Source organism: Pseudoalteromonas agarivorans (assembly GCF_024518735.1).
Lineage (GTDB): Bacteria > Pseudomonadota > Gammaproteobacteria > Enterobacterales > Alteromonadaceae > Pseudoalteromonas > Pseudoalteromonas atlantica.
The window spans coordinates 309,986-329,337 of the sequence record NZ_JANIGJ010000001.1 but is presented as its reverse complement, the minus strand read 5'-3'; the positions used below and the strand labels follow the sequence as shown (position 1 = coordinate 329,337).

13 protein-coding genes are annotated in these 19,352 nt (G+C 40.2%); 5 read left to right on the top strand and 8 right to left on the bottom strand.

Translation table 11 applies throughout. The features are described from left to right. Positions 1–5 precede the first annotated feature (5 nt). The 3 genes from NQT65_RS01435 to NQT65_RS01425 are packed head-to-tail and all read right to left on the bottom strand — an operon-like array spanning position 6 to position 3,634. Positions 6–1,094 (bottom strand): glycoside hydrolase family 117 protein, encoded by a 1,089-nt coding sequence (locus tag NQT65_RS01435; protein WP_256845067.1) that lies wholly within the window; start codon positions 1,092–1,094, stop codon positions 6–8. A gap of 9 nt (positions 1,095–1,103) precedes the next feature. After that, a complete protein-coding gene (locus tag NQT65_RS01430; RefSeq protein ID WP_126007293.1) occupies positions 1,104–2,042 on the bottom strand; it encodes a sugar kinase in 939 nt (312 codons plus the stop codon). Continuing rightward, positions 2,039–3,634 carry an MFS transporter gene (locus NQT65_RS01425; RefSeq protein ID WP_126007295.1) on the bottom strand — a complete coding sequence of 532 codons (1,596 nt, stop codon included), beginning with the start codon at positions 3,632–3,634 and terminating at the stop codon, positions 2,039–2,041. Before NQT65_RS01425 ends, NQT65_RS01430 begins: the two co-directional genes overlap by 4 nt. A 322-nt stretch (positions 3,635–3,956) precedes the next feature. Between NQT65_RS01425 and NQT65_RS01420 the strand changes: the two genes are divergently transcribed. Both NQT65_RS01420 and NQT65_RS01415 read left to right on the top strand, forming a co-directional pair. Then, entirely contained in the window at positions 3,957–6,293 is a 2,337-nt protein-coding gene (locus tag NQT65_RS01420; protein WP_126007297.1) for a beta-galactosidase, read from the top strand. A gap of 105 nt (positions 6,294–6,398) precedes the next feature. Further along, on the top strand, positions 6,399–7,013 hold the full coding sequence (locus NQT65_RS01415; protein ID WP_096041592.1) for a GntR family transcriptional regulator: 615 nt from the start codon (positions 6,399–6,401) through the stop codon (positions 7,011–7,013). Positions 7,014–7,249: 236 nt separating this feature from the next. Here NQT65_RS01415 and NQT65_RS01410 read toward each other — a convergent pair whose 3' ends face one another. The 5 genes from NQT65_RS01410 to NQT65_RS01390 form a co-directional block, all read right to left on the bottom strand. Then, the gene (locus NQT65_RS01410) at positions 7,250–8,260 is read right to left on the bottom strand and encodes a Gfo/Idh/MocA family protein (protein ID WP_256850319.1); all 1,011 of its coding nucleotides are present in this window, start codon (positions 8,258–8,260) and stop codon (positions 7,250–7,252) included. 102 nt (positions 8,261–8,362) lie between these two features. Continuing rightward, positions 8,363–9,082, bottom strand: coding sequence for a SapC family protein (locus NQT65_RS01405; protein WP_256850318.1), 720 nt, complete (start codon positions 9,080–9,082; stop codon positions 8,363–8,365). A 33-nt stretch (positions 9,083–9,115) separates the two neighbouring features. Then, entirely contained in the window at positions 9,116–10,684 is a 1,569-nt protein-coding gene (locus NQT65_RS01400; protein WP_256850317.1) for a tryptophan halogenase family protein, read from the bottom strand. Positions 10,685–10,759: 75 nt separating this feature from the next. Beyond that, the gene (locus NQT65_RS01395) at positions 10,760–13,531 is read right to left on the bottom strand and encodes a TonB-dependent receptor (RefSeq protein WP_256850316.1); all 2,772 of its coding nucleotides are present in this window, start codon (positions 13,529–13,531) and stop codon (positions 10,760–10,762) included. A gap of 429 nt (positions 13,532–13,960) precedes the next feature. Next, entirely contained in the window at positions 13,961–14,725 is a 765-nt protein-coding gene (locus NQT65_RS01390) for an IclR family transcriptional regulator (protein WP_126007307.1), read from the bottom strand. A gap of 234 nt (positions 14,726–14,959) precedes the next feature. Here NQT65_RS01390 and NQT65_RS01385 point away from each other — a divergent pair, with 234 nt between their 5' ends. From NQT65_RS01385 to NQT65_RS01375, 3 genes are all read left to right on the top strand, one after another. Beyond that, on the top strand, positions 14,960–15,721 hold the full coding sequence (locus NQT65_RS01385) for a phytanoyl-CoA dioxygenase family protein (protein ID WP_126007309.1): 762 nt from the start codon (positions 14,960–14,962) through the stop codon (positions 15,719–15,721). A gap of 76 nt (positions 15,722–15,797) precedes the next feature. Next, positions 15,798–16,907 carry an NHL repeat-containing protein gene (locus NQT65_RS01380; RefSeq protein ID WP_256850315.1) on the top strand — a complete coding sequence of 370 codons (1,110 nt, stop codon included), beginning with the start codon at positions 15,798–15,800 and terminating at the stop codon, positions 16,905–16,907. A gap of 86 nt (positions 16,908–16,993) precedes the next feature. After that, entirely contained in the window at positions 16,994–19,345 is a 2,352-nt protein-coding gene (locus tag NQT65_RS01375) for an agarase (protein ID WP_256850314.1), read from the top strand. The last annotated feature ends 7 nt before the right edge of the window (positions 19,346–19,352 follow it).

Genomic DNA, 19,352 nt, shown 5'->3' with positions numbered 1-19,352 from the left:
AAGCCTTAATTACTATTTTGAAATGTGCCGGCATCAAGCACTTGCTTACGCGGTGTAAAACGGCAAATATAATTCCAATTCCAACTAGCATCATATTTATGACACAGCCCCCAACTAAGACCTGGCGCAGGGTTTTCATCAAAGCCTTTGCTTGGGCGGTATAAACCTATGGCTTCAGGCCCGCCTTTAATATGCGCCATTATTTCAAAGTTAATACCGTCTTTTGCAAATTGAATGGTATTTTTTTCAGGGCCGTCCGTTGTCAGCAGGCTGGCAATTCCGCCTCTGAAGTTCCACACCACCACTTCATGACCACTGTTAGAGATAGGGTTAAACTCTGATTTTACATACGGGCCCATTACGTCATCAGCAATTGCAACCCCATGTTTGATTTCACGCCCGCCAAAGTTCATCCCCTCTCCTTGCGTTTCACCTTTGTAATACAAGTAAAATTTATTTTGGAAAAACACTAAACATGGATCGTGTACTTTATGGCTATCAAAACTGCCTTTTTTACTAACGGCAAAGCGGTTGTCTTCATCCCCAGACCACACACCATCTTTACTTGGGCTAACGATTGGCGCAGCTGACTTGTGCCATGGGCCAAAAGGAGAATCGGCCTGAGCAATGGCAATATGCTCGTATTGACGGTTGGTATAAGGTGTTTCAACTGTTTGATAAACCAAATAATACTTACCTAGATGAGCAAATACTTCAGGTGTAAATACGGCACGGTCATCATATTCACCGGCTTTACCACGTGCAATAGCAACGCCTTGCTCTTGCCACGTAATACTGTCTTTCGATGTGGCATGCCACACTTGTGTTAAATCCCACGGAAATACTTTTGCCTCGGGATCATTTGCATTAAAACCTAACGTTTCGCCTTCGCCTTTGGTGTACCAACAGTGGTAAAGCCCATCTATATATAAAACTGATGACGGATCACGGCGAATAACCCCTTCTTGATAAGCAAAATCACCTTTTAAAGGCGCTACATCAAACTCTGTTAACCATTGAGGACCTCGGCTGTCATAGCCTCTTTCGATTGCTCGGCGGCTCGCTAAACTTAATTTTTGTTGATTATCAGACATGTCTATTCCTTACTTTGCACTGTTTAATTTAAGCGCTTGGTAAACGTCAAAAGGTAAAATGGCGCCTTGATGCTGCACAACGTGTGAGGCAACTTTATCAGCCATGTGTAATGCGGTTTGTGGTTCATGATGAGTCATTCTGGCCGCTAAGTAAGTGCCCGCAAAAGAGTCGCCTGCCGCGGTGCTGTCAACTTGCTGTGGCGCAGGATTAAATGAGCACTGTGCCGTTAAGCTATTTTGGCAAAACACCTGCATGCCTTTATTACCGGCTTTTACTATCACTTCATTAACAGCAAATTGTTGGCAATACTGGACTATTTCGCCAATATCCGTGTGGCCAAATAAGGTCTGGTGGTCATCAAGCCCAGGCAATACGAGATCACTGATTTGGTATGCGCGCTCTAACCAGTCAATTGCATGCTCTTTTGATTGCCACATACGGGCACGGTAATTAGGGTCAAACGCAATGGTGCAGCCTTGTCGTTTTAAACTGGCTAATAAATCAAGTAATGCTTGTTTAGATTCATTATCAAGAATGGCTAAACTGATACCACTAAAAAACACCCAATCACTTGCGCCTAAACCTAAATCAAATGGCTTGGCAGCAAACAGTTGCATCATATGTTTAGCAGCAGATTGATTACGCCAATAATCAAAACTACGCTCACCTTGTTGATCTGTTGAAATCGCGTAGATCCCTACATTATGCGTAGCCGTTTTTATTACTTGCTGAGCGCTAATGCCTTCTTGTTGCCATTTTTTCAGCATGTTGACACTTAATACGTCTTCACCAACCGCTGTAAATAATTCACAATTTAGCTGCTGTGCAAAACGCTTGGCGTAAACTAAAGCGTTATACGTATCTCCGGCAAACGATTGCTTGCATTCACTGATCCCTTGAGGAACCAGCTCCACCATACATTCGCCTATCGCTAATAAAGTACTCACACACCCTCCAATACTTTTTTAGCTGATACACCGGCTAATTGCGCTTCAATCTCTTCAATCGACTTGTTTTTCGTCTCTGGCATAATTTTATAAAGTAAGACAAAACCAATCACGCCACTAATGCTATAAAACAAAAAGATATTCGCCGCACCAAAATTATTTAATTGCCAAGGGAAAAATTGCTGAACTAAGTAGCTCACAACACTTGCAATAAAGGCAAACGTTGGAATGGCAACACCACGGATACGGGTTGGGAATATTTCAGAAAAAATAACCCACATTATAGGCCCGATTGAAAAATGAAATGCGGCAATAAAACCTGCAATACCGAGTGAAATAAGTGGGGCATTAATTGTTGCCGCACGTTGTATTAAATCACTTTCAAAACCTTGTAATTGGGTTGCAGAGAACACCGTGGCCAAAGCACGTTTAAACTCAACATCACTGTGATATACCTGACCAATTAATTGCTCTAACCCAGTCACTGTATTTAAGTTCGAAAATTCAGCAATATGCTCTGCTGATAGACTATACTCGGCTTGACTAAAGCCGATATAACACATAAATAAGCTCAACGTTGCCGTTGCTAAACCGCCAATCACTAAAGGTCGACGGCCAAGCTTATCAATCAAAACAATAGCCACCACTGTAAACACAATACTAACCAAACCAATTAACACCGCATTTAAAAAGGCCGCATCAGTCCCCACACCCAACTGCTCAAACACCGTTGGCGCATAAAACATAATGGCGTTAATCCCAGTGACTTGCTGTACCAATGCTATTGTTAACGCAATAATCACAGCAGCACGAACACGACTATCAAGTAACTGTTTGAATGAAGCTAAGTAGCTTCCGCTATCTGAGTAGTCGGTTAAACTCGACTTTATGGATTGCAGTTGTTCAGCGGCCAGCGTACTACATTTGGTTAAGCGTAATAACACCGCTTTTGCACGTGTTTCGTTGCTTTTCATAACTAACCAGCGAGGGCTTTGCGGAATAGTAAATAACAATAAAAACCAAATAACAGCAGGAATAACTTCAACACCCAGCATCCAACGCCATAAGTTATCTTGCATTGCATAAGTACTGACCCATTGATAACTACTTTGTGATAGCTCAACGAGTAAATAATTTGCGAAATAGGCTGCAGATAAACCGACAACAATATTTATTTGGATCATAGAAACCAACTTGCCACGGTACTTAGCTGGGGCTACTTCGCCAATATACATTGCAGCCACTGATAAAGACGTAAATGCCAATCCACCAATAAAACGTGCAATCACTAACGCTTCGTAACTTTGCGCTAATACCGAAGAAATAGCTGAAAATATATAAATGAATGCAATGCCAATCAGTGTATTTTTACGACCAAATACGTTACATATATACCCGGTGATCAATAAGGCGAATAACACGCCAAAACCAGGAGCGCTTACCACAGTGCCTATTTGTATATCAGTTAAATTAAACTCAGCAGAAACAAAACGAACCGTTCCTGAGATCAAAGCAGCATCTAAGCCAAAAATAAAACCGCCAAAGGCGACCACCAAAGCGAAAAAGAACACATTACGGTTGCTACCATTCATACATCTTTATCCAATTTTGTTGTTATCATTGTGTGTTAATTGAGAAATTAATAATCAGTGCATGCCGCTCTGGATATTGTTAACAATTAACCATGAGCGATTGATTTGAGGTTATTTCATAATTAACTCGTATGCAACATATATTTTAAAAAAACTAGCAAATTAGATTTGTACTTATAATTTTTTTAAACTTTTTAATTATTAAAAATCAATAAATTAGATGAATTCAGGTAAAACCAAATTAATTGCACTTTGTTAACAATTTTCAATATATGATTTTTCGTGTATGGTGTGTTAAATACTTAAATAAGGTTGGACAACAATGAAACATAAAAAAAATCTAGCTGTAACCGCACTCCTACTCGCTCTCACAGGATGTAATCAGCAGACAAACAGTGTGTCAGAACCCGTGGCATCACAAGCAACAAACACCAGCAAAACCCTGCTGCAGCTGTTAGATGATGACCAACATACAGCTAACACCGCTGTACAAATAAAAACCAGCGGCGCAAGAGTCACTAATGATGCTGGTGTGATTAATGTTGCATTTGATTCAGAGCAAAACCTCTATTCAGGTATCACATTAACCCCGGATACCCCATGGGATTGGAGCCAATTTAAAGATTTCAATATTGCCTTTGAGCTTGCAAACCCAGGCCAACATTCAGTACAAATTTACTTAGATATCTCAGATATTGATGGTGCTAATTATACCCGCACAGTGAATGTACCTATCGGTGGCTTTAATACTTATTATGCCAAACTTGATGGCCATGATTTAGCCACTCCTGAGGGAGAAGAAAATGTAGAGCTTAACTTTACCTCAGGCTTACGCTCTAATCCTGCAACATGGCAATCCGATGAAACTCAGTTTATCTCTATGTGGGGCAAAAAGAATTTAAACCTAAAAGGGATCACTAAGATTTCTTTGAGTGTACAAAGCGCATTACATGATAAAGCATTACAGATAAAATCAATCGATTTACGTAGCAACCCTGAATTCGATACTGAATTTTTAACCCACATTGTTGATAAGTTTGGCCAAAATGCAAAACAAGACTTTGCCTACAAAGTAGACTCTGAAGCCGAATTAATCGCAGATAAAAAACAAGAAGCGCAACAGCTGCTATCACAGCGTCCAGCAGATCGCTCACGCTTTGGCGGTTGGGCACAAGGGCCAAAACTTGAAGGAACAGGCTACTTTAGAACAGCAAAATACAAGGGTAAATGGTCGCTGGTTGACCCAGACGGTTACCTTTATTTGGCAACGGGTTTAGATATTATTCGTCTTGCCAATTCCACTACCTTAACTGGCTATGATTTTGACCAATCCCTATTCAAAAGTGCCAATGAATCAGGTTTAACACCGGAAGATTCTAAAGGCTTAAACCAAGTGAATAAAGAAGCCCTAGCAAGTCGCTTTGTCGCATCACAAGTACGTAAAGACCTGTTTGAATGGTTGCCCAGCTACGATGAGCCAATGGGTAAACACTATGGTTACCGTAAGAGTGCTCACTCTGGTCCACTCGCTCATGGTGAAACTTACAGCTTTTATTCTTCCAACCTAGAGCGTAAATATGGTCAAAACAATAGCGACTATATGCAAAAATGGCGTGAAGTAACCTTAAAACGCATGATCACATGGGGCTTTACTTCACTAGGTAACTGGACAGATCCAAGCTACTACGATAATCAGCAAGTTCCCTACTTTGCCAATGGCTGGATCATCGGCGACTTTAAAACCGTTTCAAGCGGTAATGACTTTTGGGGTGCAATGCCTGACGTATTCGACCCGCATTTTACAGAGCGTGCCAATATTACAGTAGAAAATGTGGCTAAAGAGGTTAAAAACTCTCCTTGGGCAGTAGGCGTGTTTATTGATAACGAAAAAAGCTTTGGTCGCCCTGATTCAGTGCAAAGCCATTATGGTATCGTGATCAACACCCTAGGCAGAGACGCCGCCACAGTGCCAACTAAAGCTGAATTCTCACGTTTAATGAAACAAAAATACACTGACATAAACGAACTCAATAAAGTGTGGCATTTAAATTTAGCCTCATGGCAAGAGTTTGATAAAGGCGTGAAAGTGGATGTTAAAAACAACGACCAACTGGCTGACTTTTCAATTATGCTAAGCGCTTACGCCGATAAATATTTTAGCGTTGTTGATGCAGCTATGGATAAATACTTACCTAATCACTTGTACTTAGGCGCACGTTTTCCTGATTGGGGAATGCCCATTGAAGTCGTTAGAGCATCAGCAAAGCATGTTGATGTGATAAGCTTTAATGCATACAAAGAAGGCATTAAACCTAAAAAATGGGAATTCTTAAGCGAATTCGACAAGCCAACTATTATTGGTGAGTTCCATGTAGGCGCATCAGATTCTGGCCTATTTCACCCTGGTCTTATCCATGCGTCAAATCAACAAGACCGTGCTAAAATGTACAAAGATTACATGCGTTCAGTGATTGATAATCCATACTTTATTGGTGCTCACTGGTTCCAATACATAGACTCACCTATTACAGGACGAGCTTATGATGGAGAAAACTATAACGTTGGCTTTATTACAGTCACAGATCGCCCCTATACTGAAATGGTCGAAGCGGCAAAAACTATAAACAACGAAATGTACGAGCGTCGATTTAAAAAATAAGCTTAAATAGTGGTCTATTGTAATGTGTTGACAATAGACCATTCGCTTTTTTTTATATACACTAAGTAAAGAAAAACAAAGCATAAAATAAACGTAGGAAAAAATATGGCCGCAACTAAACCAACAAAAATTTTATCTGTAAAAGATCAGATAGCTGAGCAGCTACGTTCAGATATTATTTCTGGTGAGATGCCCCCACAAACTAAATTAAATGAAAAAGAATTAGCAGAACGATTTGGCCTATCTCGTGGCCCTATCCGCGATGTTATACTGCAATTAACGAAAGAAGGTTTATTGATTTCACGTAATAACTGTGGCGCATCAGTAAACAGTGTACTCGACCCTAAACTGCAAAAGTTAATGATCAAACTTCGCCGCAGTATCGAAGAATATGCCGTAACCGAGTTAAACGGCAGTTTAAATGAGCAACACTTTGCAGATTTAGAAGATATCTTAGCTTCGTTGCAAGATGCCTTGGAGCGTGAAGATTACACTGAAGTCACAAAAATCGATATCTCGTTTCACCAATATTTAATTTACCAAGCTGGTGGTGAAGAACTGGTTAATATTTGGTATCCGTATGTCATGCGTATGCGTTTAAATTACAAACGTATTACCTCAAGTTCTGAGTGTGTTAACGAACACCGCGCAATTCTTGAAGCCCTAAAAGCCCAAGATAGCGCCACTGCAATCAAAGCGATTAAACACAATATCAAGTAATGAAATAAATTTTATGCTGAATTAAAGCCGCTGCAAAGTGGCTTTTTTAGTTTTAAAGCCAATAAAACCCCTTTTAGTTATTATTCACAAAGAGATTATGAGGCGCTGCGCTTAAGAGAAGACATTTAAACCCACCATATAATTCATTCGCCGTCACTACTCATGGTTATAGCATCCGCCAATAAAACCTAAATCTCATAATATTGATTTATCGTTTCGCTCAAAGCTAAGTAGCGTCAAACATTCTGAGCAGTAACCAAATGCTGATAACCATTGGCTATCAACGCTTGCTCCATTATCTCAATGACTGCGCGACTGTTAGCATGAGGTATCACATCAGATTCTAACTTGTTCGTTAAGATAAGCGTTGAAATATGCTCTATCTCAAACTCAAAGCTTTCCCCTGTACTATCAATTTCAATTTTTTGTTTGGCTCCATAGTGCGTGATCTCAATAATTTGGGGGTTCCACCATTTTTCATGGATGATAATCTCAACATTTGGGCCTGATAAAACAGCTTTACTTGGTAAGTTTCTGGTTATTGAAGCTGATAGATTACCTTGTACCTTGGTGTTAAATACAAAGTAGACCATTTCATCAACGGCTGATATTGGATTATCTCGCGTAATATTTACTAAGGGTTTCTGTAGAGGAATATTTAACTGACGACAAATATCGACATATAGCCATAGAGGATATACCCCAACGTCTAATGTGGCACCTCCACACTGTTTTGGATCAAATAGACGATTAGTATTATTAAACTCATTCTTAGTACCAAATGAAGCCTCAATACAAGTAATTGCCAGATTATGACTTTTAATAAATTTAAGCAGTTCACGATAAGCAGGAAAAGTAACTGATTTCATTGCCTCAATAAGCAAAAGGTTTTTACTCTTTGCTAAATTGAGCATTTCATCCCAATCTTTGACATTAGTAAATGCTGGCTTCTCTACAAAAACATGCTTATTATGAGCTAAAAATAAAGCTACTAACTCTTTGTGGCATGGATGAATAGTCGCCACATAAACAACATCGACGTGTGGATTTTCTGCAAGCGATTTATAATCACCATACGCAGTCTGGCAAGCGAACTCATTGGCAAATTTATCCGCTCTTTCTTGAGAGCGCGATGACACAGCATATAACTCTGCATTATTTACATTATTTTTTAAATCGAAAGCAAAACGCTGCGCAATACTACCAAGCCCGGCAATTCCCCAACGCACTGTTTTATTTTTATTCATCTAGTCCTATTGCCTTTAGCTATAGATTATTAATAGGCTCAAGTACTTCAATTGATTTAACAAGCCACCTATTGAGTTTTCACCACTATATGCTCGGTTGTTTTAAGGTGTTTCGTTAAGCCAGCCTATTAACTTTTGTATATGCCCTGTTGAAGAGATAATCATATAACAAGCTTGCAGATAGCCCATTTCGTGTAATGACTGAAGCGCATGTGCATCAAGCTGTGCTAATGCTTTTTCGTTAATAACGTATAAACCATTATACGTTTGCTTCTCACCCTGTTGAGTGAGGCTCAGTTGTACGGCTTCTAGCAGCTCATGCTCTAGCAAGGTTGTAATAAACGCGCTAGTGCGCTTATTACCGTGCATTAATGTCATTAACTGCTCACAAACAGCATTCAAGTAAGCTGTGGGCTCTCCTTGCTGATCAAAAATCCGCTCTCCAGTGTTTTCATTAACCCGTGGGTGATCTTGGTGAATAAGCACTGCTAAATCGTTATCCGTAGGCTCGGTTATCGTGGCATCACGTAGACCCAGTTTAAACGGCTGGCGCTTGATGTGCAGCGGAATGTATTGCGCTCGCCAACGTCCTTGCTGCAAAAATAGATTCTCTCCCGCTGTAAAGCCGGTTAAAACAAACAGTTCAAACTGGCCTGTCTGTGGGTTTTTCATAAAATACACAGGGTAATCTAGCACCAATTGTTTTAGCTCATCAGCCACTATGGGAATGTAATTGATATTGTCACCAAATTCAGCACTTGGCGCATTGTTTATGTATAAGTTTGCGTGTGTTTTTTTATCTAATAATGTTGCGTTTGTCATCGTAAAGTTGCTCATTTAAATGCGGTGATTTAGCTAAATTTTTTGTAAACCATACTGCTTGATTTGTTTTAATAATGTGCGGTTATCCGGTAATTTACTCACTAACTCAGCCGTATCTTTGGTATTTTTAGTTGCTAGATTGTGCGCTTTTTTAATCGCGCGAGGATGATTTCCATAATGGGTCGTCGCCGTTTTAAAGCCCATGCCATACAGAACGTATTGGTAGCTTGCTGCCGGAAATACCTCGACAGAATAATCAAAGTGGTTGTCATTAGGGATATGTGTTCGCCATAACGCTAGGTTATCTTGTAAGCTTTGCGGGATACTTTGCTCAGCGCAATGTTGCTGCCAAAAAAGGCTATCGGTTCGCTCACTTAACATGTAGTGCAGCTTTAAAAAATCGATAATACGCTGCCAACGATAGCTAAAGGTGCGATTAAATCGTGCGGCAGTTATATCCATGACTTGCCGGTTAGCTGGTAATTGCTCTGCTATAAAGTTAGCGGATATTACCACCAGCAATAAGGCCGACGCCTCTAATGGCTCTAAAAATCCAGCCGACAAACCAATTGCCACACAGTTTTTGTGCCAAAACTTTTCTCTGTGTCCTGGTTCAAAACTAATTTTTTTCACATTAAAGTCAGCCCGCTTAGCGGGCGAGATGTTTAAGTAATCAAAAAGCTGCTCTTTGGCCTCTTGCTCACTGATATGGCGGCTTGAGTAAACGTGCCCTACTCCACGACGTGTCTGCAGGCCAATATCCCATATCCAACCTGCTGTTTGTGCTGTAGAGATGGTGTGTGAACTAATCACCTGAGTTTCATCGTCATACGGCATGTGTACTGCTAATGCGCTATCAGCAAACAAAATGTCTTTGCATGATTTAAAGCCGATTTTTAAATTCTCACCTAACAGTAAAGATTTCAACCCTGAGCAATCTATAAATAAATCGCCGCAAAGCGCCGTGTTATTATCCAAACTTAAGGAGTGTATATCGCCATTAGCGTTATTATTTACCGATAAAACACTGGCCACTACATGTGTTACATTTAAGTGGTTGATGCAATGATTTTTTAAAAATGTGGCAAATAGGCCAGCATCTAAATGATATGCGTAATTTGCCACACCACTGTATTGTGGAGTTGTTAGGGCTTTAGGCGCTAGGTTGTGCTCACACAATGCGTGTTGTGGGCAAACAAAATTTGCAAAATGGTTATGCGGTGCTGCTGAGTCAGTGTTTTGGCGAAGCCAAGCTGTGGCTAAATCATTATCTGCAAACCCTTGTGGCATCATTAACGGGTGGTAGTAAAAGTCGTTTTCTTTTGTGCTATGCCAGTTAGCAAATTTGGCACCTTGTTTAAACGATACATTACATTGATTAATAAACTGCGCTTCATCAACCCCCATATTTTGTAACGTTCTGCGCATGGTCGGCCATGTTCCCTCACCGACGCCAACCGTTGCTATATCAGCTGATTCAACTAATGTAATGTGATAATTAAGACTGTGATGTTTTTTTAAATAGGCTGCAATAATCCCCGCACTTAACCAACCAGCGGTTCCACCACCGACTATTACAATTGATTTTAATGTATCATTCATAGCAACCTCTATTATTGCTATATAGCCAATAAAAAGAGCAAGACTAGCAGTGCCTTGCTCTTTAAATTTAGCTCATTACCACTTAGCAGTGAAACCTATGCTATAACGTGGACCATATTGCTCAGCAGAGATCAACTGCTCGCTAAAGCGACCATGACGACGAACGGTTTCGTCAGTCAAGTTCAACGCATCAAAGTTAACTGAGTACGATTCATTAATGGTGTAATTAAAGTTAAAGTCTAGCTGACCATAAGCTTCAGTAAACGTAGGCTCTGTGCCTAGCGAAAGTAGAAACTCGTCGCGCCAGTTATAAGCAAGACGCACTTGGAAATCGTCATTCTCATAAAAACCAACAAGATTACCAGAGTCACTCAAGCCTGCCAGTGCAATAGTTTGATCAAAGTTATACGGTTCAAACTCTTCATCACTATTAACTATGGTATAGTTAGCAACAACACCAAAACCAGTATCTTCAATCATGTACTGACCGTTTAATTCCCAACCATCTACTTCACGATTTTGTAGGTTATCAGGTGTTGAGATATCAAAGGTAACAACCGGATCAGACGGTTGGCTCAAACAGTCTGGGTTAGGCTCATCGCTGCTGTCAGGGCAGCCAGGACGTGGGTTTACACTTGGATCGCGCAGCGGCTCACCGTTAATGTCATCAAGTGTGCCTTGTACCACCCCTGCACCTATGAAGTTTTCAACAAACTTTTTAAAGTAACCTACAGATGCATAGCTGCCATCATCACCATACCACTCAAACGAGAAGTCAAAGTTATCTGAGGTAATCGGTAATAGATTTGGATTACCCTGTGAGGCATCAAATGGGCCTTCAGGACGTGCATTAATTGTGGTAGATGGGAACATAGCATCAATCCCTGCACGAGCTAGCGTTCTACTGTATGAGAAACGTGCTTTATAGCCGTTATCGAGATCAGCACTTAAATCAAGGTTTGGTAAAATACGCGTGTATTCACCTTCTAGCTCTTGAGGTGTGGCTTCATCTGCATACACAGGACGTAGCTCTTCAGCATGGCGATAGTTAAGCGCGATGATAGCTGGTTTCACTGAATAACCGGTTACATCCGTGCTTTCGTAACGTACCCCAACATTCATATCAATTGGAATATCATTAAACTCGGTACTTACATCTAATGACACATAAAACGCCATTGTTTGTTCTTGTACACCATTAGTAGAAACATTAGGCTCTATAAATAGACCTTCGTTTTTAACAATATCCACAAAGTCATGGGCACTGTATCTTGGCATATAAGGGAACAACTGATCAGAGCCTGAAAAACCATCAGCAAAACCTGCTGCGTCATCAAACGTCAGCCCTAAGCTATCTAACGGAATATCTACAAATGAAAATTGCTCGGATAAATAAGTATCAATTTGATAATCAGTGTACATAGCACCAAAATGAATCGCTGAAATTGCACCGCTGTTTAAGTTTTCCCACATACCACTGGCGTGATATTGCTTGATGTTATTTTTCATCTCGTAGCCGCGGCGCTGATACAGATCCGATACGATATTATCAGGATTATAAGCACCGCCCGGTAATGATGAGTCATCAATAGTAATACTGGGCACTTCAGTTGCGAAGTTAGCACCAATCAAATCAACAGAGCCAGGCACATTTTTTAAATTTGCAATTGTTTCGGCCGTTGTACCGTCAGGGTTAGAATGAGAGGTTGAATCATGGGCATCGAAGCTTAATTTAAGCGAATCAGATGCTTGCCACGCTAAGTTTAAACCAAAAGAGTCGTTTTCTTTTTTCTCGTAAAGCTCCCATGCCCAAAAGTTAAGCTCATCATTGGCATTGGTGATATCCACTAAAGTACCATTTTGATCTGCTGTACCGCCTGGATTATCAAACCAAAACGACATTTTGTTGGTTTCACTGATCTCTTCAAAACGCGATAAAGTGTAGTCAAACGTAGCAGTTATATTATCTGTAGGGGCAAATTGTAATACTAATTGAGCGTTATCACGGGTACGCTCCGTTTCAAAGCGCTCCATTTCTGGGGTCCAAGGCACCCAATAGGTCCCTGTGGGGTTTGCTGATGTATCAATAGCGCTGCTATCTACACCATCTGGGTTAGCGCGATTTTTAACCCACCCCTGCGACGTACCAACGCGTTCACGACCACTTTCACGCTCTGAGTGAGAAACTGACAACAATACCCCAAACATATCATCAGCAAATGTTTGGCTGATCATGCCGGATATTTCAGGTGTAACATTGGATTTTTCTGAACTGGTGTCTTTTATCGCTTTAACATTCGCGAACGCTTTAAAGCCTTCGTAATCAAATGGTTTGGCGGTATTAATATCAATGGTTGCACCAATACCACCCGATGCGACATTCGCTTTACCTGTTTTATAAACAGTTACACCAGAGACACTTTCAGCTGCAATTTCTCTAAAATTAAAACTACGTGACACACCGGCTTCTTGTAATACCGACGAATTTGGCATTTGGCGGCCATTTAAAGTCACTAAGTTAAAACTAGGACCAAAGCCACGCACTGTTACTTGGTTACCTTCGTTATTGGCTCTATCAATAGATACGCCGCTAATACGCTGTAATGATTCTGCTAAATTAGTATCAGGTAATTTACCGATATCCTCTGCCGAAATGGCATCAACCACACCCGATGAAGTTTGTTTGATTGATGCAGATTTACTAAGAGCACTTCTGATACCGGTTACTTGAATAACTTCTAAATCATTTTGCGCTGATGTATCGTTTTGTTGCTCAGCATTAGCCAATGTGGATGTGAGTAGCATAGCTGCGCAAATCGCATTTAATTTAAATTGTGTGTGAGTCATTTTTGCACCTAAATAATGTGTTTGTAGAGTGTAATTGTTGTTTAATATTTAACGAGATGCCTTATTGTTACCATAATATTGTTAACAATTAACTTTACAGTAAAGTAACTTTGCTACATAAGTCAAATAAATTGCGTATTTATTTTACAATTTATGGGCGTTTTTTAATCATCGTGAATTAAGAGCAAATACAGAAAGTGCCTTATTGAGCAAATACGGGGACTGGAGGTATAAAAATAAGAAGTTGAGCGCCCAGTAATATTAATAGCGCTAAAAATTAGAGATATAAGCTAGGATTTTTTAATTGAGTAACAAATACTCTTTATAGAGCATGGGTGCTTAATGCTTATGTTTTATTGTTACACAATAAGTAATAAAATAACTTTGCCAAACTGCTTATCACAAAAGGTGTGATATAAGTTAATCGCTTTATCTTATTAATATAGAAGTAATGCTATTAGCGGCCGCTTTTAGCTCAGTAATAATACTTTGCTGGTTAAGCGCATCGTGAAAGGGGGTTTCGAATGACGATATTGTGAGTGCTGCTATTAACGTTGCTTCAGGCTTCCCTATTAAAAAGCTGTAGTCGTTAACACCATTAATAAGTGGGTTGCGTTGTATTATGTATCCTTGTTCTTGGATTATATTTAAATCGTTTAAGATTTCATTTTGCTTTTTGTATTCCCTGTAAACGTCATCATGATCAATAAGCATCTCTCGTACTGCACTATTACTATTTGCTAACAGCAGTTTGCCAGGTGTTGATTGACACAACTTAAATAGTGATCCCTCAGCAATGCTTAAATGCATTTCACTGTGGCTACGTGCTTGAGCTACTGTCATGGCTTGGCTTTGATACAGCATAGTTAAGTAACATGACTGCCCTAAATTTACCGCTAAATCTTCCATATAAGGAATGGCACATTGGCGTACTTGATCCACCGGCGAAATAGAGCGGGATAAATTGAAAAGCTTTAGCGATAAACTATACCGGCCAGAAAACTCATCCCGGATTAAATAACCTCTAGACTCTAAACCTACCAACACCCGATAAATTTCATTGGGACTGCGATTAAGCCCAGCCGCTATTTCACTTTGTGAACATGCACTGCCCTTATGCGCCAAATACTCAAGGATATCGAGACCTTTATCTAACGCGGGTACTGCGTATTTATTTTTTACTTTTGTGTTCATAAACCACCATCAGCGCAAAAATTAATCAATTTTTCATCTTCATATATGAATTAAAAAATAATTTTTCTACCGTATTTACAATGAATTTTTGCAGAAACAATTAGTTAATTAATACCACTATTATTCATATATGAATACCATATTTTTATATAAATTACAGCTTGACCGGTTAAATAAACCGATACATCATTGTCAACAATTTACAACAAATAGTCACTAACAGGACACCCAGTTATGAACAACAGACAACTCACACCACAACAAATTGCTGACTTTCATAGAGACGGCTACGTTATTGCAAAAGGCTATTATAATGAGCAAGAAATTGCGCGCTTACAACAAACCGCCTTTAACGACGATTCGTTATACGAGCGAGCATGGCATAAAAAAGATGCCGATGGTGCAGTAAGTAAAGTGTGTTTATGGCAAAAAACGGGAGATGACTTTTACAGTATGTTTTCCCGTGGCCGTCGTTTAGTAGATGTCTGTGAAACCCTTATCGGCGAAGAGGTTTACCATACCAGCACCAAAATTATGATGAAAGAACCCTTTGTAGGCGGTGCTTGGGAATGGCACCAAGACTTTGGTTACTGGCATCGTGATAACTATATGCTTTACCCTAAAGCAATCAGTTGTATGGTGGCGATTAATAAAGCAACGATTGAAAATGGCTGCTTACAAGTTTTAAAAGGCTCTCATCATTTAGGCCGTTTAGATCACAGCAAAACTGGCGATCAAAAAGGCGCGTGCTTAGAGTTTGTCGAAGAGGCTATGAAATATCATGAGCTGGTTAACGTTGAGCTTGAGCCTGGCGATGTGCTGTTTTTCCACTGTAATTTGCTACATAAATCTAATCAAAATAGAGCGTCTGAGCCACGTTGGTCAATGATTTGTGCCTATAACGCCGTCAGCAATCAATCATTTAAAGAAAATGAAGCGATTTACTATCCTCTCGATCGGGTTGATGATGATGCGATTTTAAATCACCCAGGATAGCCACCCTTTTCTAGCCAAACCAACTCAAAGAGTGTTAGCCCTTACTTTGAGTTGGTTTTTTTATTTGGAAATTACAATGCTCCAACAGTTAACTTTACAACAAAAACAACAAATTGCTCACGCAATACCAAAAAACGGACAAGACCCGCATGGCAAAATAGTGGGTCATGGTAACTACCAATACAAGATAGATGCGCACTGGGGTAAATTAGACCCCGAAGTCTACCCCATCGAAAATTGTCACGCCATGGTGATGGACTCGCAAGGGCGTATTTTTATGATCACTGATAACACGCGCAATAACATTTTAGTTTACTCGCAACAAGGTGAGTTACTGGATGCATTTGGTACCCTGTTCCCAGGTGGCCATGCCATTAAAATTGTGCAAGAAGGCGAGCAAGAGTATTTATATGTTGTCGATAGTGGCTGGGTCGTAAACCGACATTGGGATGGTCACAGCAAAGAACAATGGGACAGCCCTACCAACAATGTAATACCACAAGCTGGTTTTATTGCCAAAATGACCCTAGACGGCAAGCTAATTTATACAATTGGCCACCCACAAACTTATGGCGCTTATTCACCTGAGCAACCTTTTCGCCCCACTGATATCGCCATTGCCCCGGATGGCGATTTGTATGTAACCGACGGCTACGGTAGCGATTTTTTACTTCATTTTGATAAACAAGGCCGCTATATAAAACACTGGGGAGGACACGATAACAGCGATAGTCACTACAACTTACAAAATACGCACGGGATTGAAATTGACTTACGTGATGAAAATAACCCGACTTTGCTTGTAAGCTCTCGGTTTGAGCAATGTTTAAAAGTATTTTCTTTAGATGGCCAATACCTTAAAACAATCAGTGCTAATGGCGCTTTCATTGGTGGTCCCGTATTCAAGGGATCCGTTTTTTATGCGCCGGTGTGTTGGTCACACGTTGATAATCGCAATGCCGATGATTCAGGTTTTATTAGTATTTTTGACGAAACAAATAAAATCATCGCTAACGTGGGTGCACCACAACCTGTTTATCAAGATGGTCAACTACAACCGATGCAAACTGATTGGCAAGTATTTAATCATGTGCACTGTATTTGTGTAGATCAAGATGACAATTTATATGTTGGCCAATGGAATTCGTCCAACAGCTACCCAATGAAGTTAATAAAACAGAATTAAAAGTGATAAATATGAATACGATCATTGTTTATTGTTAACAATGATCGTATGTTATTCATTCTAGTTTACAACAGGACCAAACTATAATGACAACACCTCGCCCTTCAATGACACTTAATTTAATTGCGCTAAGCTTAGCCTGTGTGTTTGCCAATGGTTGCAGCGATACACATAAAGCGCCTGTGAAAAAGCCATCAGTTATCTCACAAGCAGACCCATTTACTGAGGTAGAAACACTGACCAAGCTGGTTGATTTTTCAGATCAACAACAGCAAAGTTGGCTTTTTGATAGTCATACATCTCATCAACTGATTGAGTCAGCAAATAATAAACCATTAGTGTTAAATTTTTCAGCTGAGGGAAATATTTCTGAGCTAAAAATAGCTCCACCGAGCCCGTGGGATGTGTCGGCATATAATAACTATAATTTAGCATTTGATGTACAAAACACTAGCTCAGAGTCTATACATATTTACTTGTCATTAGAAAACCCACATGGTCAACTACAAAGCCGCTCAGTGAGTTTACCTGCTAATTACCAAGGGACGGTGTATTTTCCTTTAGCTGGCAAAGAAGCACAAACAAATGCCGGTATGTGGGGAGATGTGCCACCTTGGCAAACAAAAGATCGCTTAATGGTGTGGCGCTCTTGGCGTGATGATGGTGGCGACTTTACTAAAATTAGCGCAATGAACTTATTTACCATTGGCATTTTAGAAGATAAGTCGATATTGATTGGTGACATAAAACTAAGAGAAAACCCATCGTCTGATCCAAATTGGATGGTTAATATCATCGACAAATATGGTCAATACAGTAAACAAACCAATGCACTGACAATCACCTCAGATGAGCAGCTTAAACGTTTGGCTGATAGTGAACTAGCTGAACTTGCAAAATCCAAAGGCATGAGCGACCGCTCACGATTTGGTGGTTACGCCAACGGTCCTAAGTTAGAGGCTACAGGCTATTTCAGAACAGAAAAAGTAGACGGTAAATGGTGGATGGTCGACCCTGAAGGGTATTTATTTTTCTCTCATGGTCCCGCTAATGTCCGTATGGCTAACCTAACAACAATTACCGGGGTAGACTTTAAAGACGACTCAGTACGTAATCGCAGCAGTGATGAGATCACCCCCGAAGATTCTATGGGCATTGTTAAAGTCTCAGAGCAAGCTCGCCAGAGCCGCTTTATTACTTCTGAGCTGCGTCATAATATGTTCCAATGGCTGCCGGATTACGATGAGCCACTGAGCGAGCATTATAGCTACCGACGCTCAACCCATAAAGGCCCTGTGGTACATGGCGAAACATATAGCTTTTATCGTGCAAATTTACAACGTCGCTACGGCGAAACATCACCTAAATCGTACATAGATAAATGGCATGATGTAACACTTGACCGCATGAAGGATTGGGGGTTTACATCGTTTGGTAACTGGGTCGATCCGGCTTTTTATGATAAAGAATCGGTGCCTTATTTTGCTAACGGTTGGATTATTGGTGATTTTAAAACCCTTTCTGGCCACACCAACCACTGGGGTTTAATGCCTGACGTATACGACCCTGAATTTAAAAAACGCGCCGAAATAACAATCGATGCTATAGCACAAAAAATTAAAGCATCACCTTGGTGTATCGGTATTTTTATAGATAACGAGAAAAGTTGGGGCGAGCGTGAAGGCAGTGTTGAAAAGCGTTATGGGATCATACTCGATGCACTTTCTAAAAATGCAGCGAATAGCCCTGCTAAGCATGCTTTTACTACGCACCTTAAACAAAAATACAACTCAATTACTGCATTAAATAAAGCATGGCAAAGTGATATCGCTAACTGGGATGAGCTCGACAAGGGCGTAACATTTACCACTTACAGCGATGCACAAATAGCTGATATTTCTAAAATGCTAGAAATGCTCGGCGAGCAATACTTTAAAGTGGTTAATGGCACCTTAGCTAAAAAGCTCCCTAATCACTTATATATGGGCGCTCGTATGGCTAATTGGGGTATGCCCGATGAAATTATTAAAGCCTCTGTAAAATACTCAGATGTTTTAAGCTTTAATATTTACGAAGAAGGCATGCAAGATCATTATTGGCAATTTTTAGAAGATGTTGATTTACCCGTTGTTATTGGCGAGTTTCATATCGGAACTGCAACCGACTCTGGCTTGTTCAACCCAGGCATTGTCCATGCAGCTAATCAAACTGACCGTGCAGCCATGTATAAAAAATACATGCAAAGCGTTCTCGAAAAACCTTATATGGTAGGCGCGCATTGGTTTCAGTATGTTGATGAACCGGTATCTGGTCGAGCCTTTGATGGTGAAAATGCCAATATCGGCTTTGTCACGGGCACCGATATTCCTTACCCTAAAATGATTGAGGCGGTAAAAGACGTCACATCGACCATGTACGAAAAACGCTACGGTAAATAGTACAAAC